Here is an 18,663-nt window from a genome sequence, read left to right on the forward strand (position 1 = left end):
ATGAGGCGTTCTACCCCGATCACTCGGCTGGGTTAGAAAACAATTCATGTTGAATTCCAATATTAGTAACCTGTTTGATCTGAGGTAGTCTGACGGATATAGGGTTTCCCACTGTTGATGCAGAGGATAATTGCGCGTGGCCAGCAGCAACTTCGATTTTCTGGAACATCACGATGAGCTTTTGGTTCGTCTGGCTCGAACCGCCGAAGCCTGCTTCGTTCCTGACCCCAATACCACCTTGCTCAAAATGCGTCAGCTTGGTGAAGAGTTGGCGAGAACCATCGCATCCCGCCTGGGCGTAGACTCAGGCAGTGATATCAAACAGATCGATCTACTGCGAGAGCTCGATAACACCCTTCGTCTGGATCAACAGATAAAAGACGCGTTTCACAGTTTGAGAAAGCTGGGTAACTGCGCCGCCCACGATGTGACGTCATCCAATCACCGGGATGCATTAAAAGCGCTTCAGGTAGGGCATGCGCTGGCCATGTGGTTTCATCTCCAATTTGGTGGTGCAAAGGCCCAGGGCTTTAAAACCAAGGCATTCATGAAGCCCGAGGATCCTTCTGCCAGAGTTCGGAGTCTCGAAGAACAGATTCTGGAACTTCAGAAGCAACACCTTTCCACCAAGGATCGTCTTACCCAAACCGAAGCACTTAAAGAAGCAGAGGCCCTGAAGGCCGATGCTGAAAGACAGCGTGCCGAGCGCATGGCGACCGAAAGCAAGGTGTGGGAAGACGTGGCCGCCGAGCATGAAGCGACCCTTGAAAGGTACCGGGCCAAGATGAATGCCGCGAACATTCACTATTTTCGTACATTCACACAACAGCCACCGGAAGAGCAGGCTGTACAAATCAGTAGCGTCGAGAAGTCGACGCTGCAGCTCAGTGAAGTGGAAACTCGCGTCCTGATCGATGAGCAGCTTATCGAAGCGGGCTGGAACGCGGACAGCGTCAATCTCACGTATTCTGCTGGCGCGCGCCCTGTACCCAACCAAGACCGGGCCATTGCCGAATGGCCGACTGCCTTCGGCCCCGCCGACTATGTCCTCTTTATGGGGCTGGTACCTGTCGCCGTAGTGGAGGCTAAAAAGAGCGCCAAAAACGTCTACAGCAGCATCGACCAGGCCAAGCGTTATGCCAGGGGGCTACAGGAAAAAGAGGCGTTTACCATTGAAACGCACTACGGCGAGTTTCGTGTGCCGTTGGTGTTTGCAACCAACGGCCGGCCCTATCTGAAACAACTGGAGCAGGAAAGTGGTATCTGGTTTCTGGACGTGCGAGACAACACCAACCGACGTCGAGCGCTCAACGGCTGGTATTCGCCACAGGAAATAAAAACCTATCTTCGACAAACTCCTCAGCAGGCTGAAGATGAATTGGAGGCCATGGGGTTCGACTATCACCTTGCCCTGCGCGACTACCAGATCAAGGCCATTCGAGCGGTCGAGCAGCGTATCAGGCAGGGGGAAAACACAGCTCTGGTTGCCATGGCAACCGGCACAGGCAAGACCAAAACAGCCATTGCCATGGTCTACCGGTTTCTCAAGGCCGAACGTTTCCGCCGTGTCCTTTTTCTGGTGGATCGGTCTGCGCTGGGCGTTCAGGCCACCGATGACTTCGGTGAAGTACGGCTGGAAAACCTCAATACCTTCGCAGAAACCTTTGACGTCATGGGAATGGCGCCCAACAAGACACCCAAGGCAATACCGGAGGACGCTACCAAGGTGCATGTCGCGACGGTCCAGGGGCTGGTCAAGCGACTCCTTTATCCATCCGATGGCGCAGCGCGACCCGGTGTTGGTCAATATGACTGCATCATCGTGGATGAATGCCACCGCGGCTATCTGCTGGATCGTGAACTCGGCGAGACCGAGTTGGTGTTTCGAGATCAGAAGGACTACCAGTCAAAGTATCGCAGCGTCATCGACTACTTCGATGCCTTCAAGATTGGCCTGACAGCGACCCCCGCCCTGCACACGACCGATATTTTTGGTGCGCCTGCGTTTACCTACAGCTACACGGAAGCCGTGCTGGATGGCTACCTCAACGATCACCTTCCGCCCATTCGAATACGTACAAAACTGTCCGAAGAGGGCATCTCCTACAAGGTGAATGAAGAGGTCAAGGTTTACGACGTCTCCACTAACGCAATCGAAACCTATAACACGCCTGACGAGCTGAACTTTGATGTCAGCGATTTCAACCGCAAGGTGATCGCGCCCGAGTTCACAGGCGTCGTTACTCGGTGGTTGATCGAAAGCGACTCAATTGACCCTTACTCACCGGCGAAAACGCTGGTCTTCTGCGTAACAGACAAGCATGCCGATGAAGTGGTGGAAGCATTCAAGGCCGCTATCGAACATTATCACGGTGTCGTTGAAGACGACGCCGTGCAGAAGATTACCGGGGCCAGTGACAAGCCGCTGGAAAAGATTCGAAGCTACAAAAACGACCGATTGCCCAATATTGCCGTCACGGTCGATTTGATGACGACAGGGGTCGATGTGCCCGCCATCTCTAATCTGGTGTTTCTGCGCCGGGTGAATAGCCGAATTCTGTTTGAACAGATGCTGGGCCGTGCGACTCGGCTATGCCCTGATATCAGCAAGGGGCCGTTTCGAATCTACGACGCCGTGGATATCTACAAGCAGCTTGAAAACGTGAACACCATGAAGCCGGTGGCCACCAAGGCGGATATTGACTTCAAGGATCTTGAAGATGACATGACGCGCGACAGCGCCCCAGAGCTTCAGGACCTGGCTCGGAAACAGTTCATCTCAAAGCTGCAGGTCAAAAAGAATTATCTGCTCCCCGAGCAGGCGGACAAATTCGAAACCATTGCTGGCAAGCCCCCTGGTGAATTTGCCCGGGAGCTCAAGACCATGCCGGTCTCGCAACTGGCCAGATGGTTCACCAATAACCCGGGGCTTGGCGAGCTTCTTGATGCCAAAGTGACCAGTGGAGGCCATTGGCGGCCTGATGTCGTGATTCACGAAGGCGAGGATGAGGTGACTGGCACCACGACGGGCTATGGCGCCGGACAGAAACCGGAAGACTACCTGAAAGCCTTCGAAGCGTACGTCAACGCCAACAGCAATCGACTGGCGGCGCTTCAAACCGTGATTCATCGCCCGTGGGAGCTCACTCGGCAAAGCCTGAAAGAGCTCGCCGTCGAACTCGAGCGCAACAAGTTTCGCGAGCAGGATCTGCAGATCGCCTGGGGGGAACTGACCCAGGAAGAGATTGCCGCCAGGATCATCGGGTTCATTCGCCGAGCGGCACTGGGCGAGCCTCTGGTCCCCTGGGAGCAACGGGTTGATAATGCGCTGGAAACGATTCTCGAGAGTCAGCCCTGGAAGACCCCGCAGCGCGATTGGCTCAAGCTGATCGCAAAGCAAATGAAGGCCACCCTCATCGTGGATGAAGCCGCGCTGAATCAGGGGCCATTCAAAGCCCAGGGCGGCATCAAACGCGCCAATAAGCTTTTTGACCGGCCCGTCACCGATATTCTCACACAGTTCAACCAAGCGCTCTGGGCGTGACCCGAAGCGCCAACCACATGAAGTCGATGCCGCATATGAATACCCCCAACCTCGTCGCCAAGCTCTGGAATCTCTGTAATCTGCTGCGCGACGATGGCGTGACCTATCACGAATACATCACCGAGCTGACCTATCTGGTCTTTCTCAAGATGGTGGAAGAAACCGGCCAGGATGAGCTGTTGCCGGCCGACAACACCTGGACGGACCTCGAGCACCAGAACTCCGCCAGCCGGCTGGAGTTCTACAAGAAAATGCTGGTCGATCTCGGCAACCACGGCTCCCAGATCACCCAGGCCATCTACAACAACGCCCACACCGTCATCCGCAAACCGGCAACGCTTGACAAGCTGGTCACCGAAATCGACAAGCTCGATTGGTACAGTGCCCGCCAGGAAGGTCTGGGCGATATGTACGAAGGTCTGCTCGAGATCAACGCCAGCGAGAAGAAGTCCGGCGCGGGCCAATACTTCACTCCGCGTGTTCTGATCAACGCCATGGTCACGCTGATGCAGCCGACTCTGGACGATGTGATCGTGGATCCGACGGCCGGCACCGGCGGCTTTCTGATCAGCGCCCACCATCGTATCTGTGCCACCAACGACGTCGACGCATTGGATGAAGCGGCCTACGACCGCTACCAGCATAAAACCTTCTTCGGCATGGAGTTCGTGCCGGATACTCGCCGCCTGGCGTTGATGAATCTGATGCTGCACGACATCGCCATCGACGATCACCACGCCGGCATCCTGTTTGGCGATACCCTCAGCAACGAAGGCAAGCAACTGCCCAAGGCCTCACTGCTGCTTGCCAACCCGCCCTTTGGCACCAAGCAGGGCGGTGGTCTCCCCACCAGGGATGATCTGCTGTTCTACAGCGGCAACAAGCAGCTGGCGTTTTTGCACTTGATGTATCACATAATGCTCAAGCCCGGCGGCCGCGCCGCCGTGGTACTGCCGGACAACGTGCTGTTCGAGGCCGGCACAGGCGCTCAGATACGCCGCGACCTGATGGAAAAGTGCAACCTGCACACCATTCTGCGCCTGCCCACCGGCATCTTTTACGCCGCAGGCGTCAAAACCAACGTGCTGTTTTTCTCAAAGCCGGAAGACCCCACTCAGGACAAGGGCAACACGAAACACGTCTGGGTCTATGACCTGCGTACCAACATGCCGAGCTTCGGCAAGCGCACCCCCTTCACGGAAAAGCACCTCGAACCGTTCGAAGCCGTGTTCGGTAGTGATCCCAACGGCCAAAGCCCCCGCCAGGAAGGCGAGTGGTCGTTCAACGCGGATGACATTGCCGTTGATCTTGATGCCACGGAGGAAAACCAGGGCGTAAATGACGACCGCCTCGCCAAATCCCGCTGGCGCTGCTTCTCCCGCGAGTGGATTCGCGACACCAAGGGGGGTTCGCTCGACATCAGCTGGCTCAAGGACAAGGACAGCGTCGATGCCGCTGACCTACCCGCGCCCGAGGTGCTGGCCGGGGAAGCCATGAGCGAACTGGTACAGGCGCTGGGCGAGCTGGACGGGCTGATGCGCGCGCTGGGCGCCGAGGATGAGGCTGATGGGCAACGGGTGTTGGTGCAGGAAATGATGGGTAGGGGGGAATGATGCCTTTTATTCCAGCAGAATGGGTGCGGATAAAAGCGGCAACTGGTTTTAGTCAAATTTCTACAACAGGAAAGAAGGTTAAAACTAAAGACTGTTTAAAGGTTGGTAAATTCCCTGTTATTGATCAAGGGCAAAGTGCGGTTGCAGGTTACGTTGATGATCCTAATAAATTGATCACCATATCTAAACCGATAATTGTATTCGGCGATCATACTCGAGCAATAAAGTGGGTCGATTTTAATTTTGTGCCTGGGGCGGATGGTACTAAAGTCCTTCAACCAGATATGTATCTCTTGCCACGTTTCGCATATTTTCAAATGCGAGCGTTAGAAATACCCGATAAAGGTTACTCACGACATTTTAAATTTCTAAAAGAGCTGGACTTTGCAGTTCCCCCCCCCGCCGAACAAAAGGTCATCGCAGACACCCTCGACACCCTGCTGGCGCAAGTGGACAGCACCAAAGCCCGCCTCGAACGTATTCCCGAGATTCTCAAGCGCTTTCGCCAATCCGTGCTCGCTGCGGCGGTGAGTGGGCGGTTGACGGAGGAGTGGCGAAATTCCCAAAGGTTGACTGATTGGTTGAAAACCAATTTAGGTGAGTTAGTCGACAAAGTTGAAGCAGGTAAAAACCTAAAATGTATCGAAGTGCCACCTAATAAAAATGAATATGGGATCATTAAAATTAGTGCTGTTACTTGGGGGGTTTACGATGAAGATCAGAGCAAAACTCTGCCCGATAAAAATCAGTTTCTTGAAACACGAAGAATAAAAATAGGCGACTTTCTGATATCTCGAGCTAATACAATAGAGCTGTTAGGCAATCCTGTTATCGTTCATAAAGTAACAAGAAATCTTATGCTTAGCGATAAAGTGCTTCGTCTTCAGATGAACGATGAAGACAAGCGATGGGTTGATATGTTCCTCCGTTCCATAGCTGGTCGTAAAGAAGTACAAGACCGTTCAACTGGCAATCAGATGTCGATGCGTAATATCGGGCAAAAAGCACTTTTGCAGATTCCAATACCCAAACCTTCCTATGAAGAACAAACCGAAATAGTTCGCCGGGTCGATCAGCTCTTCGCCTATGCCGACACCGTCGAGCGCCAGGTCAATAGCGCCTTGGAGCGCGTTAACCAGCTCACCCAATCCATCCTCTCTAAAGCCTTTCGCGGCGAGCTGACCGCGCAATGGCGAGCCGATAACCCTGAGCTGATCAGTGGTGACAACAGCGCCGAGGCGCTGCTGGAACGCATCCAGGCCGAGCGCGCGGCGCAGGCGCCGAAAAAACGCACGCGGAAAAAGGCGACGACATGAGTCAGGCGGCATCCTCAGCGTCTCAGGCCGAGCGCATTCTGTCGTTCTGGCACAAGGTCGAGTTTTTCGAGTCCACCGAGCTCAAGGGCATCGACCACGGCCAAGGGGCGATCCACTACCGTAGCGACGAGCTGGTGGACGCCCCGAACAGTCTGCCCTGGTTGGACCGCCAGACGATACGCCGAGCGGGCGCCCAGTACCGGGTAGGCAACGCCTACCGCTTCAAGCTCTATCTGGGACTTTTCCGCCGTCAGGAAATTTTCGAGGTGGCCCGTAAGGCTTACCCGGAGCAGAGCGAGGCCTGGATGGAGCGCAGCCGCGACGAGGGGCTGACCTGCTCGCTGACCGCCATGGTCAAGGAAGACGGCACACTGGATCGGCAGAGTATCGAAATCTCCACTGCCCCTTGGGTGCTGGGCGCGCTGCAGCAAGGCACCCTCGACGCTGTCACCCTTGATGCGTTCGAGGCGGCCACCGAGGTGTTTCGCGAGCGGTTGACCACGATTCTTACCGTGGCGGACAACCTCAAAAGTGAACACGGTTTGCCGCCAGTCTTGAGTACTTTCGAGATCATCGAGATGCTCAAGGCGATGCAAGGCTGGACCGCCTTTGCGCCGCAAAGCGAGGCCCCGGCCCTAGTGGTTCAGCTGCTGCCCGGCCACAGCGGCAACGCAGAACATCCTGGCGACATGGTTTCTATTGGAAGCGAGACGTGGACGCCGCTCGCGCAGCTTTCCGCGCGCCTCGACGCGCCGGAAGATGGCGCTGCCGAGACGACCGCAGGTGACAGCGCCGCTGAGCTGTCCACCGCCATCAACGAGATCGCCATTCTCAACAGCTTTTTCATCCGCGATCTGGAAACGATTCTGTGCCAGCTGAAAGATCGGCCTCTGGCCCCCGGCTCGCCGCTGGCCCGCTACCTTTCCGGCGAGGTACCGCGTCACCCTGATCTGCTGCTGCCAGAAGGCCGTGCGCTGTTGATGGAACAGCTTTCCCCCCGGCGCATGCCCGCCGGGCGCTGGCCGGGGGAAGACGCACACTCGATGAGTCTGATGCAGCAGTTCGCCATCAACACCATCGACCAGGAACTGGAAGATGGCGGCCTGTACTCCGTTAACGGCCCCCCCGGTACCGGCAAAACGACGATGCTGCGCGACCTAGTGGCGCGCAACATCACCAAGCGCGCGGAGGTGCTGGCCGCGCTGGGCTCGCCGGGCGCTGCCTTCGGTGAGAATCTGACGGTCAAGCTCGACGATCAGCTAAAGCCCATCAAGACGCTGATTCCCGAACTTGCCGGCTTCGAGATGGTGGTGGCCTCCAGCAACAACGCCGCGGTGGAAAACGTCACCCAGGAGCTGCCGCAAACAAAGGCGCTGGGCGATGCATACCAGGCGCTTTCGTACCTGAAACCAGTGGGCCAGAAACTCGCGGCCAGCCATGAGCCGCGCGGCAGCAAGCTTTATGTCGAGGCGTTGGCACCGGACAAGGCATGCTGGGGGCTGATCGCCACGGCGCTTGGTAATAAAAGCAATCGCACAACCTTTGGTGAGCGGATCTTTTTCAAGCCTATAGATCAGTGTGAGGCTGAAGGTGAGGCCGAGCACTACAGAACGTTGGTGCCTGCGCTCAAGGCGCTCGCCGAGAAGGGCGGTGCGCTCGAGGATTTTCGCGCCGCGCAGCGTGCGTTCAATGAGGCCAAAAAGCGGGTCGAGGCGGCGCACCAGGATATCGCTCGGCTGCAGGCGCTGAAGCAGCTAGTGCGTCAAACCGAGGAGGGCCGCCGCCGGGCCGAGATCGACCGCCGCCTGGCGAGCCGAGTGGCGCTCTGGCGAGGCAAGCGGCAGGCGGTAAAGGTGGCGCTTTGGCCCATCACGGCGTATTGCCGCCACCGCGCCCAGTTGAAACAGCTTGCCCAGCGAGAACGGCGTGCTGCTCAGCAGGCGGAGGTAAGTGAGCAGCGCCTGGCATCGCTCGAGAAACGGCTGAACGCTGAGCGCGAGGCGTGTCACACCCTCGAGACCAGGTATCAGGACGTACTGCTGCCCGATGAGATGCTGGACCTGGACGCGGCCGAGGTGCAGCGCACGTCCTTTGGCCACTGCAAGGCACTCAACGAGGCCCGAGGACAGCTGACCGCGCGCGCGTTCGAGCTGCATCAGGCGTGGCTGGTGGCCGCCTACGCCGACAAGAAAAACCAGCTCTGGGCAACCATCAGCTCATTGATGGCGCTGCTCAACGGAAGTATTGATGACCGCGAGGCCGCCAAGGCGTTGTGGCAGATGCTGTTTTTAATCGTGCCGGTGGTGTCGTCAACGTTTGCCTCCATCGCGAATCAATTCAGGGCGCTGGGCGAGGGGGAGATCGGCTGGCTGTTCGTGGACGAAGCGGGCCAGGCTCCGCCGCAGCAGGCAGCGGGTGCTCTCTGGCGCGCCAAACGCGCCGTGGTGGTGGGCGATCCGCTACAGATCGAGCCCGTCTTCACCGTGCCGGCCGGTTTGGTCGAGGCAATGGCCAAGGGCGAGTTCGAGCGCGACTGGTATAAGTGGTCGCCCACGGTGTCGTCGGTTCAGGTCGTGGCGGATCGCGCCAACCCGTACGGCACCAACGAAATTTCCGATGAACTTTGGGTCGGAAGCCCCTTGCGCGTCCACCGACGCTGTGACGAGCCGATGTTCAGTATCGCCAACCGCATCGCCTACAACGACAAGATGCTCCACGGCAATGACGACCTGGTGCCGGGGCCGGGCGACAGCCGCTGGTTCGATGTCGAAGGCGAGGTAAGCGGCAAGCATTTCGTTCCTGCTCAGGCGGCAAAGGTCGCCGGTATGCTCAAGCGCCATATCGACAAAACCGGAGAGCTCCCGAGTGTCTATGTGATCTCACCTTTCAAGGCCGTGGCGCAAGGCTTGCAGACAGAACTGGCCAACCGGCTTGATGCGACTGCCTTCGGCGGCGCCAGTGCGCTACGCGACTGGCTCAAGGCACGGGTGGGCACCGTTCATACCTTTCAGGGCAAGGAGGAGGACAGCGTCATTCTGGTGCTGGGGCTATCGAGTGAGTCACCAGGGGCCGCGAACTGGGCAAGCGCTAAACCTAACCTCCTCAACGTGGCGCTCACCCGTGCCAAGAAACGCGTTTATGTCGTGGGCAGTACCGAGATCTGGGGCAGTAAACAGTATTTTTCCGAAGCCTCCGAGAAGCTGCCGTCTTAGGCAGTTTTCGATTAGCCACCCGCTTCTTTGATCCGATGAAAAAAAGCGCCCTTCGAGGCGCTTTTTTTAGTGGCTTTCCTTTTCTTTCAACGATTTACTCGGCAGCGCTCATGCCAGCGCGTCATTCTCGTGATGTGATAACCGGTGGTTTCAAGGCGACTGCTCCCGCTTCAACAGCCGCTGGCGCAGCGCTGGGCTGCGTGGCAGCAGGCCGACGGTCAGCCCGAAGGGGCGAAAGGCGCGGTTCAGCAGCGCAAGCGACGGGCTGCCCTTGTCGGTTTCGATGTCCGAGAGCGTTCGGCGGCTGATGCTGGCAAGTGCTGCGTAGTCGGTCTGGTTCATGCCCAGTACCTCACGGCGCAGTTTTTTGAGCACGGCGCCGGGCGTGGTCTTCCCGGTCAAGAGCCGCTCGACCATCTCGAGCAGCAGCGTTTCGCGCTCGGCCGGCGTCAACTGTTGTGTCATGTCAGCCCCCACTGTTCAAGGCGCTGATCCAGCCGGGCCAGGCCGATGGCAGGATGTTTGAGAATCGAGTCCGGCACACCGCGGGTGGCCAGCCGCTGTTCGAGGCCGAGCAGTTGCCTACAAAGCGTCCGTAGCTCATCGAGCATGGTGTCCTCCGGGACATGATGCGACAGCGCCCGTGCAATCGCCTGCCAGTCAAACTGGCCGCCTTCTTCATAGGGGGCTCCCCAGCGGGTGGTGCGGATTACCCCCTCGGGGTCGGCTTTCATCGGGGCAAAATCGTAGATGGGCGCCAGAGCCATACCGTCCGGGCGCTTGATGAGCGCCGTATTGCGTCCATGGTTATCGGAATTGCCAAAGACCACGTTCAAAAGATCCCGTTTGACCAGCTCGATGACGACAGGGGTGGCTTCGAAGTCCGCGCCGGCTTCCGTGACGCGATACTGCTGCCCGAGCCGCTCGATCACTGTCTCGATCACGTCAAACATGTTGAGCGCCGCGCCAGGGCCTTTTTTCATGACCGAATAGAGGGATTCGAGCCCGAACAGGGTCCGCCGACCGCTCTGGAAGGCAACATCAAAGCGCGGCAGCCATAGGGAGGGATATTGCGATCCCTCTTCCAGTCGCATGGTGCGGGTCTCGATGGTGTTCATCCCAAGAGCGGCCAGTTCCTGATAGAAGTGGTACTCGGCCCGCAGAATATCGCAATCGATGGCAGTCCGGCGGTTTCTCGGAAACTTGACCAGATAATGATGATCCTTGCAGAGCGGGTCGTCCTGCCAGGTATCGATCCACGCCTCATCGTTGTCGGTACAGCGCAGTATCAGCTTGGGCGCCTCTCCGCCCGCGCCGGTCGCGCCGCCACTGGCGGCGCCCATCTGCTGGGCGTATTCAAGAAAATCCGTATGGCGCTCGACCACATCGCGTACCGGAAAGCGTAGCCGGGTCAATTGGCCGGTCTCGGGCCTTGTCGGTACGGCTTCCTTGATACGCAGATTACCGACCGGCGCAATGGTGCCGTGTCGCAGCAGTTCGGCATCCTGCGCGCCGGTGGAGAGATGATCGATACCCAGCTGCGCGATCCAGTAACGGCGGCTGGCACCGGCCGGCATGATGTCATCGATAAAAGCGAACCAGGGGCAGGCATGAAACTGCTCCATCAGGCGCACCGGGTAGTTGATGCTACAGGCGTGCTCATTATCCTGTTCCATCCAGGCTACGGCGTAGCCCTGGTCATAGCCTAGTGTGGCGGTGCTGCGCCGTCCTTTTTCAGGCTCGGACAACGTCAATGTAGCCGCGTCGTGCCATTGATCGTGATGGAAGATTTGAAGCGTTAGCAGCATGATGCCCTCGTTGAGCAAAAAAATGCTCATCATGAAACTAGAAACACGATATTGAGCAAAATAATGCTCAACGTAAATAGTTTTTATAAGTTTTGAGCGCTATTCTGCTCAAGAGAGAAGGTCGAATCCGAGATTGCATCGGGTAAAACCTACAAGCCCGGCATCTGCCGGGCTGTTTTGATTTCAGTAGAGCGCCTGTCAAAGCGGGTCAGTCAAAGGCATCGAGTGCGAGGTAGTCGCTTTCCTGCGTTTTGATCTCCTGGCCCAGCGCATCGATCTCTTCGCTGACGGCGCTGAAATGAGGCCGCGCGGCAAGCTCCGAAAGCCAGGCATTGATGCGTGGGTAGGCGCCGAATCGATAGCCGACGGCCTTGATCTGATACAGCTCGCAGCCGATTGCCAGATCGGCAAGCGTCGGGTGCTCGCCGCCAGGCAGCATTGGGGCAGCGTCGGGCGCGTGTGATCGCTCAAGCTGAGCCTCGAGCGTGACAAGGCCCGGCGTCAGGCCGTCCTGCAGCGGTGCGTGCGGGCAGGCTATAGATTTACGGATTATAGATAGAGCCGGCTGACAAGCTCGGTACGGTTGGTGACATTGAGCTTGCGGTAGAGGTGATCAAGGTGCGTCTTGACCGTGGACGGCGCGATGCCGAGTTCGCGGGCCATGGCCTTGTTGCTCAGGCCCTGGCGCAGCAGCGGTACGAGCTGGGCCTCGCGCTCTGTAAGTGCCGCGGGCACCGGTTCAACCAGCGCCGGGGCGGGTTCGAAAACGCGCTGGGCGACCGCCAGTTGCAGCATTTCCTGAAGCGATTGCAGGGTGTCGAGCTCGTGGGCGGTAAACCGGCCAAACCGTGATTTTCGAAGAAGCGAGATGCCAAGCACCGGGCGGTTCTGGGTGTAGAACAGCACTTCGGTGACATCGACAACGTCGTGTTGGCTCAGAAAGGTCTGATAGCCCTCGTTGTGTTGGCGCGATTGAAGCGCCTGCGCGTCACGAAGCGGCACGACCTGACGGCCGAGGCGCTGACAGAAACCGGGCTGAAGCGGGTCAAGATGGCGGTAGCGACTGAGGTAGCTATCGTGCATCTGATCGTGCCCGCCGTGCAGCTGGAAATCGCAGGCACTGAGGCCATCATCGATGCGGTAGAACGCCGCGAGCGAGGCAGGCACGGCGCGCGTGAATGCGTTCAGACAGTACGCGCCAAGGTCTTTTGGAGACTGCATGGCTGGCCGACTCCCTGTTGGTCGAGATCACCAACATAACGAGCCGGCCGTGTGGGGGCAACGTGAATTTGTCGCCACGGGGGCCTTTTGACGGCTCAGCCGAGGGCGGTCACGCTTTCCGGCAGCAGGGCGCCGCCATCGACAATGATGGTCTGGCCGGTAATGTATTTAGCCAGATCGGACCCCAGAAACAGCATGGCGTTGGCGATGTCTTCGGGCGCGCCGAGATGGCCGAGCGGAATGCCGCGCTCAAGGCTTCGGCTGAGTTCGTCGTCGCCGAGGTTGTCCATCGCAGGCGTTCGGATCATGCCCGGTTCAACGCCGTTGATGCGGATGCCGGAGCCACCCATCTCGAGCGCGGTGTTACGAATGAAGCCGTTGACCGCAGCCTTGGAGGCGGCGTAATGGCTAAGCCCCGGGTAGGCGACCCGGTTGCCGGTAACGGACGAGGTGCACAGGATCACGCCCTTGCCCTGCTGCTCGAAGCGCGGAAGCAGTGCCTGCGTCATCCAGAACAGCGACTGCACGTTGACGGCAAAGGTGCGCTCGACCCGCTCGCGGGTGAGTTCCTTGAATGGGGTCAGCGGGAAGTAGCCGGCGTTGTGCACCAGCACGTCGATCGGCTCGCTTGCCTCGATCATGGCGCGGGTGGCGGTCTCATCGGAAAGGTCGACGCCGTAGGCCGTGACCTGGTGGCCGCCAGCCGTCAGTCGCTCGGCCACGCTTCTGGCCTGTTCTTCGTTGATGTCGGCAAGCGTGATGCGGGCGCCGGCTTCGGCAAAGCGGGTCACGATGGCTTCACCGATGCCCTGGGCGCCGCCGGTCACCAGTACGTGCTGGCCGCTGTAATCGATGCTGATACTCATGAACGGACTCCTTTTGGCAAATTCAGGGCGGCCGGGCCGTGACTGGCCGGGTCGCCCTCAATGATCGTCCCTGTCAGAGGGCTTCGAACGGCAGGGTCGGGGTGTCAACCACGTGGGAGCCGCCGTCGGCCATGATCATGCTGCCGGTAATGATGGCCGAGGCCGGGCCGATCAGGAAGTCGCAGATGCTGGCGATTTCCTCGGCGCTTGCCGGCCGACGCAGCGGGACGTTCTGGGTCACGCGGGCGTAGGCGTCATCGAGCGACTCGTTGTAGTGCGCCATCAATGGCTGCATTTCCTCGTCGGCCATCGGTGTTCGAATCCAGCCCGGGCAGACACAGTTGACGCGTACGCCCTTGGGTCCGAAATCGCGGGCCATCGAGCGCGTCAGCCCGACAATCGCATGCTTGGCGGTGGTATAGCCGCACACCTCACCGCCGGCCTGGAACGAGGCCAACGACCCCAGAAGCACGATGGTGCCCTGCTGTTTCATCAGGTGCGGCAGGCAGGCGCGCGCGCTGTAGAACGCGGTGTCCAGATTCAGGCGCATCGACAGCTGCCAGTCGTCGTCGGTCATCTCGGTGGCCGTCCCCAGGCCATGGCCGCCGGCGCTCGAGATCAGGCTGTCGATGCGACCGTAGGTCTCGAGAATCTTCTGGCAGAAGCCTTCCCAGTCTGACGAGCTGGCGGCGTCGCCCGAGAGCGCAAGCCCGCCGGTTTCCTCGGCCAGTGCTTCAAGCGGTGCCTTGCGGCGCCCGATCAGGACGACGTTGTGGCCGAGCGCGGCCTGCTGGCGCGCGCAGGCCTCACCCACACCGGTGCCGGCACCGGTAATGACGATGGTCCGTTTTTCAGTGCTCATCGGGATACTCCGTTTCGTTCAGACGCTGGCAGTAGGAGGCCATCGGGAAGTTGGCAAGCGGGGCGTCTTCGGTGTCACCGACGCCGAAGATCTTGCCGTCACTGCGATGGTTCTGCTCGTCGATCATGACGATGCCAAGCGTCGGTACGATCTTTTCACGCCAGATGAACAGATACAGGTCATCGGTGATCTTGTAATAGTGGCAGCGGTCGGTGTCGCACAGGTTTTTTTCCACACCCTTGAGGCAGTGCCAGGTGTAGAAGTTCTCGTTGAGGTAGACGTGCTCGTATACCTCGGTCGGGCTGTAGCGATAGAGGTTACGCACCCCGATGAGCTCGTCGGTGACGGCGTGCGGGCAAACGCCCTCGCTGTAGGCCTGGTTGACGGCGCCGTGGCTGATCTCGACGTTGACGTCGGTCAGGGCACGTCCACCGAGGGCACGCTCGTAAAGGCCGGTCTTGATGGTCTCGAACGTGGGCAGCGTGCCGATGACCTGGGTGTAGCTGTCGCTCAGGGTGTCGAGCACCACGGTGTAGGAGGTGGTCGGCTTTTGGCGCTCATCCAGCCAGTCCAGCAGGTAAACGCCCTGACGCAGTGACGTGATGCGGACCTGAACCGGGTCGCCATCGTCGACGCGAAGCTGATCCTGGTCGACGTCGAGGCTTCGGACGCCGCCGCTGGCGTCATGGAGTTCGATCTTCTTGCCGCTGAGGTCGGCGGAATTGTCGAGGGCGTAGGAGCCGGTCTCGAAGCCTTTCTCGAGGCCGGTGACCGAGATCCAGTCGGTGTGCGAAGAAGGTGTTGTCATGGTGTGATCTCCTGAAACCGAGTAAGGGGTACGGCACTACATGGCCGTCAACGCTTTTTATCCTCTGTGCTGGCCGGGTCGAGGGCTATCCCCCGAATGGGGGAGGGCGACCATGGTCGAGTCAGCCTGAGGCCGAGGGCAGGCAGGGGAAAATTTCTGGCACCCCCGAACAAGAACGAACGAACGCCAGGGTGCAGATTGAGAGTCAGTTTGTCCGTGTACGCCAAACAATAATTAGATCGGCCAGGAGAACACTCATCATGACAGGCACTTCAAAGACAGGGGCAGTGCCCCGATCAGTCAGCGCCACGGAGCCACGCATCGGCTTCAAGACCATGATCGCGATCTGTGTGGGAACCGTGGTGGTGCAGGGCGCCATGGCATCCGCGCTGTTGGGGTTCGGCATCGGGGGCGTGAGTTTTCTGGCCGCCATGCTGGTGGCGACGCTACTCGCCGTTTGTAACGCGATGACGTTTTCGGAACTTTCCCTGATGTACCCGCAGGCGGGCACGCTTGCGACCTACACCCAGAAGGCCATCGGTCATTTTCCGGCGATCGTGTCGGTCTATGCAGGTTATGTGGTGGTGGCGATCTTTGCGATTCCGGCCGAATTCCTGCTGGTGGATGCGCTTTTGCAGGCGCTGTTCCCTGAAACACTGCCCTCACACGTCGTGCCGATTCTTTTGCTGGCAACGCTTGCCGTGCTCAACATTCTTGGCACGGACGTGTTCGCCAAGCTTCAGAACGTGTTCACCTTTGCCATGATCGTCGCCATCTTTCTCGTCGGCGCCACGGCACTGATTCAGTCGCCTTCACCGGAGGTGGCTCAAGCCGCGGCAGGCATCGACTCGGGCATCGGCGGTATTGTCGATGGCAGTTTCATCGGCCTGGTGGCGCTTGCGATGTGGATGTTCGTTGGCTGCGAGTTTGTCTGCCCGATGATCAATGACGTTCGCCAGCCCGAAAAGCGCATCCCCCGGGCCATGTTCCTGTCGCTTGGCATCGTGTTCGTGCTGTTCTCGCTGTTTTGTCTGGGCGCCGGGCATTATCTGTCGACCGAGACATTAACCACTTCGCCGCTGCCGTATCTCGATCTGGTCGATGGTGTGTTTGGCCAGGCCGGGTTGATCATCGCGACCGTGATGGGCATTACCGCGACCTGCAGTACGGTCAATACGGTGCTCGCAGCGGTACCGCGGATGATTTCGGGCATGGCCGAGAACGGCCAGGCGTTTGCCATCATGGGCAAGATGCATCCGCGCTATGACACGCCCTGGGTCAGCATCGTCTTTCTGGCGGTTGCCGTGCTCATTCCCTTCCTGCTGATTCAGCCCGAGCAGATCATTTCGCTGGTGATCGCGGCCGCGACCAGCTGGCTTCTGGCCTACATCGTCGCGCACATCGATGTGATCGTTCTGCGTCGACGCCGGCCCGAGCATCGCCGACCGTACCGCACGCCGTTCTACCCGCTGCCGCAGATCGTCGGCATCGTCGGGATGGCTTACGTGGCCGCCAACGCCTCGCCCTCACCGGACATGACCGCCCTGATCTATACGCTGCTCGGGGTGGTGCTGGGCATTGTCAGTCTGATCGCGATCGTCTGGGTCAAGTTCAAGATGAAGAAAGGGCTGTTCGAGCCGGACATGAGCGATTGATGACCCGGGTATGACGCTGCGCCTGCGGGTGTTTCTGGACTCCTCTTGCGCGTCTGTATTCAGGCGCGCTTTTTTTGTGTGGCCGGCAAGGGGTCCATAAGAGTGGGCTCAAAAAGGAGGCTGCAAGGACGTGGCGCAAGGCAGCGACAGAAAAATTTCTGGCATGAGCAAACAAGAATGGCCTGCTCATCCGGCGCATCTTGAGAGGGTCGGCACGTGGCGCCGCCGTGGTGTCTGCTGACACTTAATTTCAGATGTGCTCCCTGGAGGTTACTTATCATGCTCGACACCACGACAGCGACGCCGGTGGCCTCGGCCGGCGAGCCGGTACGGCAGGCCATCGGCTTCAAGACCATGATTGCGGTCTGCGTGGGATGCGTGGTCGTTCAAGGCGCCATGGCGTCTGCATTGATGGGCTTTGGTCTTGGGGGCGTGAGCTTTTTGGCGGCCATGCTGGTGGCTGCGCTGTTCGCCCTGTGTAACGCCATGAGTTTCTCGGAACTCTCGCTGATGTATCCGCAGGCGGGCACGCTTGCGACCTATACCCAGAAGGCCATCGGCCACTTTCCGGCAATCGTTTCGGTCTTTTCAGGCTATGTGGTGGTGGCGATGTTTGGGCTCTCCGCCGAGCTTCTATTGGTCGATGCCCTGCTTCAGACGCTGTTTCCCGAGGCGCTGCCGCCGCATCTGGTGCCGTTATTGTTGCTGGGCGCGCTTGCCCTGCTCAACATTCTGGGCACCGACGTATTCGCCAGGCTTCAGAACGTGTTCACCTTCGCAATGATTGCCGCCATTTTGATCGTCGGGGCGACTGCGCTTATCAAGACACCGACGTCGAGCGTGGCCGAGGCCGCGGCGGGCATCGGCTGGGGCGCCGGCGGTATTGTCGATGGCAGCTTCATCGGGCTGGTGGCGCTTGCCATGTGGCTGTTCGTTGGCTGCGAGTTCATCTGCCCGATGATCAACGACATTCGCCAGCCCGAAAAGCGCATTCCCCGGGCCATGTTCCTGTCGCTCGGCATCATTTTCGTACTGTTCACGCTGTTCTGTCTGGGTGCCGGGCACTATCTCTCGAGCGAGACCATGACCACCTCGGCGCTGCCTTATCTCGATCTGGTCGATGGTGTGTTCGGTCAGGCCGGATTGATCATCGCGACCGTGATGGGGCTGACCGCGACCTGCAGTACGGTCAATACCGTGCTGGCCTCGGTGCCGCGCATGCTGTCCGGCATGGCCGACAACGGCCAGGCGTTTGGCATCATGGGCAAACGGCACCCACGCTATGACACCCCGTGGGTCGGCATCCTGTTTCTGGCCGCGATCGTTGCCATTCCCTTCATGCTGGTCAAGCCGGACAACATCGTCATCCTGTTGATCGGGGCTTCCACCAGCTGGCTTCTGGCCTACATCGTCGCGCACGTCGATGTGATGGTGCTGCGTCGCCGTCGGCCCGGCCATCGCCGCCCGTATCGCACGCCGTTCTATCCGCTGCCGCAACTGCTGGGCATCGTCGGCATGGGCTATGTGGCCGCCAATGCATCGCCGTCCCCGGACATGACCGGGCTGGTCTACACCCTGCTCGGGGTGGTGCTGGGCATCGTCAGTCTGATCGCGCTGGTCTGGGTCAAGTTCAAGATGAAAAAGAGGCTGTTCGAGCCGGATATGAGCGAGTAGGCGGGTGCGCCCCTGCCGCGGTGGTAGGCGGCGTGCTGGCACGGCGGATCATGCGTACGTCGGTCGAAGGTCGCACTCAGAATC

The 18,663-nt window shown here is 59.1% G+C and carries 13 protein-coding genes; 6 read left to right on the forward strand and 7 right to left on the reverse strand.

Features of this window, described 5'->3' with window-relative positions; genetic code table 11:
• Positions 1–136 precede the first annotated feature (136 nt).
• The 4 genes from hsdR to NAT49_RS12300 are packed head-to-tail and all read left to right on the forward strand — an operon-like array spanning position 137 to position 9,685.
• The gene (hsdR, locus tag NAT49_RS12285) at positions 137–3,544 is read left to right on the forward strand and encodes a type I restriction-modification system endonuclease (RefSeq protein ID WP_251594623.1); all 3,408 of its coding nucleotides are present in this window, start codon (positions 137–139) and stop codon (positions 3,542–3,544) included.
• A gap of 35 nt (positions 3,545–3,579) precedes the next feature.
• Positions 3,580–5,157 carry a class I SAM-dependent DNA methyltransferase gene (locus NAT49_RS12290; protein ID WP_251594625.1) on the forward strand — a complete coding sequence of 526 codons (1,578 nt, stop codon included), beginning with the start codon at positions 3,580–3,582 and terminating at the stop codon, positions 5,155–5,157.
• Positions 5,157–6,473 (forward strand): restriction endonuclease subunit S, encoded by a 1,317-nt coding sequence (locus NAT49_RS12295; RefSeq protein ID WP_251594626.1) that lies wholly within the window; start codon positions 5,157–5,159, stop codon positions 6,471–6,473. Before NAT49_RS12290 ends, NAT49_RS12295 begins: the two co-directional genes overlap by 1 nt.
• Entirely contained in the window at positions 6,470–9,685 is a 3,216-nt protein-coding gene (locus tag NAT49_RS12300; protein ID WP_251594628.1) for an AAA domain-containing protein, read from the forward strand. Before NAT49_RS12295 ends, NAT49_RS12300 begins: the two co-directional genes overlap by 4 nt.
• A gap of 150 nt (positions 9,686–9,835) precedes the next feature.
• On the opposite strand, the gene NAT49_RS12305 is transcribed toward NAT49_RS12300, so the two are convergent.
• From NAT49_RS12305 to NAT49_RS12335, 7 genes are all read right to left on the reverse strand, one after another.
• Positions 9,836–10,150, reverse strand: coding sequence for a helix-turn-helix transcriptional regulator (locus tag NAT49_RS12305; RefSeq protein ID WP_251594630.1), 315 nt, complete (start codon positions 10,148–10,150; stop codon positions 9,836–9,838).
• Positions 10,147–11,493, reverse strand: a complete 1,347-nt coding sequence (locus NAT49_RS12310; protein WP_251594632.1) for a type II toxin-antitoxin system HipA family toxin — start codon at positions 11,491–11,493, stop codon at positions 10,147–10,149. The genes NAT49_RS12305 and NAT49_RS12310 overlap by 4 nt, the downstream gene beginning before the upstream one ends.
• A gap of 208 nt (positions 11,494–11,701) precedes the next feature.
• Positions 11,702–11,932, reverse strand: coding sequence for a glutathione binding-like protein (locus NAT49_RS12315; RefSeq protein WP_251594635.1), 231 nt, complete (start codon positions 11,930–11,932; stop codon positions 11,702–11,704).
• Between the two features lie 110 nt (positions 11,933–12,042).
• Positions 12,043–12,714, reverse strand: a complete 672-nt coding sequence (locus NAT49_RS12320; protein WP_251594636.1) for a helix-turn-helix transcriptional regulator — start codon at positions 12,712–12,714, stop codon at positions 12,043–12,045.
• 95 nt (positions 12,715–12,809) lie between these two features.
• On the reverse strand, positions 12,810–13,580 hold the full coding sequence (locus NAT49_RS12325) for an SDR family oxidoreductase (protein ID WP_251594639.1): 771 nt from the start codon (positions 13,578–13,580) through the stop codon (positions 12,810–12,812).
• Between the two features lie 73 nt (positions 13,581–13,653).
• Positions 13,654–14,442, reverse strand: coding sequence for an SDR family NAD(P)-dependent oxidoreductase (locus NAT49_RS12330; protein ID WP_251594641.1), 789 nt, complete (start codon positions 14,440–14,442; stop codon positions 13,654–13,656).
• Complete coding sequence (locus NAT49_RS12335; protein ID WP_251594643.1) at positions 14,432–15,250, reverse strand: MoaF C-terminal domain-containing protein; 819 nt, start codon at positions 15,248–15,250, stop codon at positions 14,432–14,434. The genes NAT49_RS12330 and NAT49_RS12335 overlap by 11 nt, the downstream gene beginning before the upstream one ends.
• Positions 15,251–15,510: 260 nt before the next feature.
• On the opposite strand from NAT49_RS12335, the gene NAT49_RS12340 reads away from it, so the two are divergent.
• Complete coding sequence (locus tag NAT49_RS12340; protein ID WP_251594645.1) at positions 15,511–16,905, forward strand: APC family permease; 1,395 nt, start codon at positions 15,511–15,513, stop codon at positions 16,903–16,905.
• A gap of 279 nt (positions 16,906–17,184) precedes the next feature.
• On the forward strand, positions 17,185–18,579 hold the full coding sequence (locus tag NAT49_RS12345) for an APC family permease (RefSeq protein ID WP_251594647.1): 1,395 nt from the start codon (positions 17,185–17,187) through the stop codon (positions 18,577–18,579).
• Positions 18,580–18,663: the final 84 nt, after the last annotated feature.

The organism is Larsenimonas suaedae, assembly GCF_023712105.1.
GTDB lineage: Bacteria > Pseudomonadota > Gammaproteobacteria > Pseudomonadales > Halomonadaceae > Larsenimonas > Larsenimonas suaedae.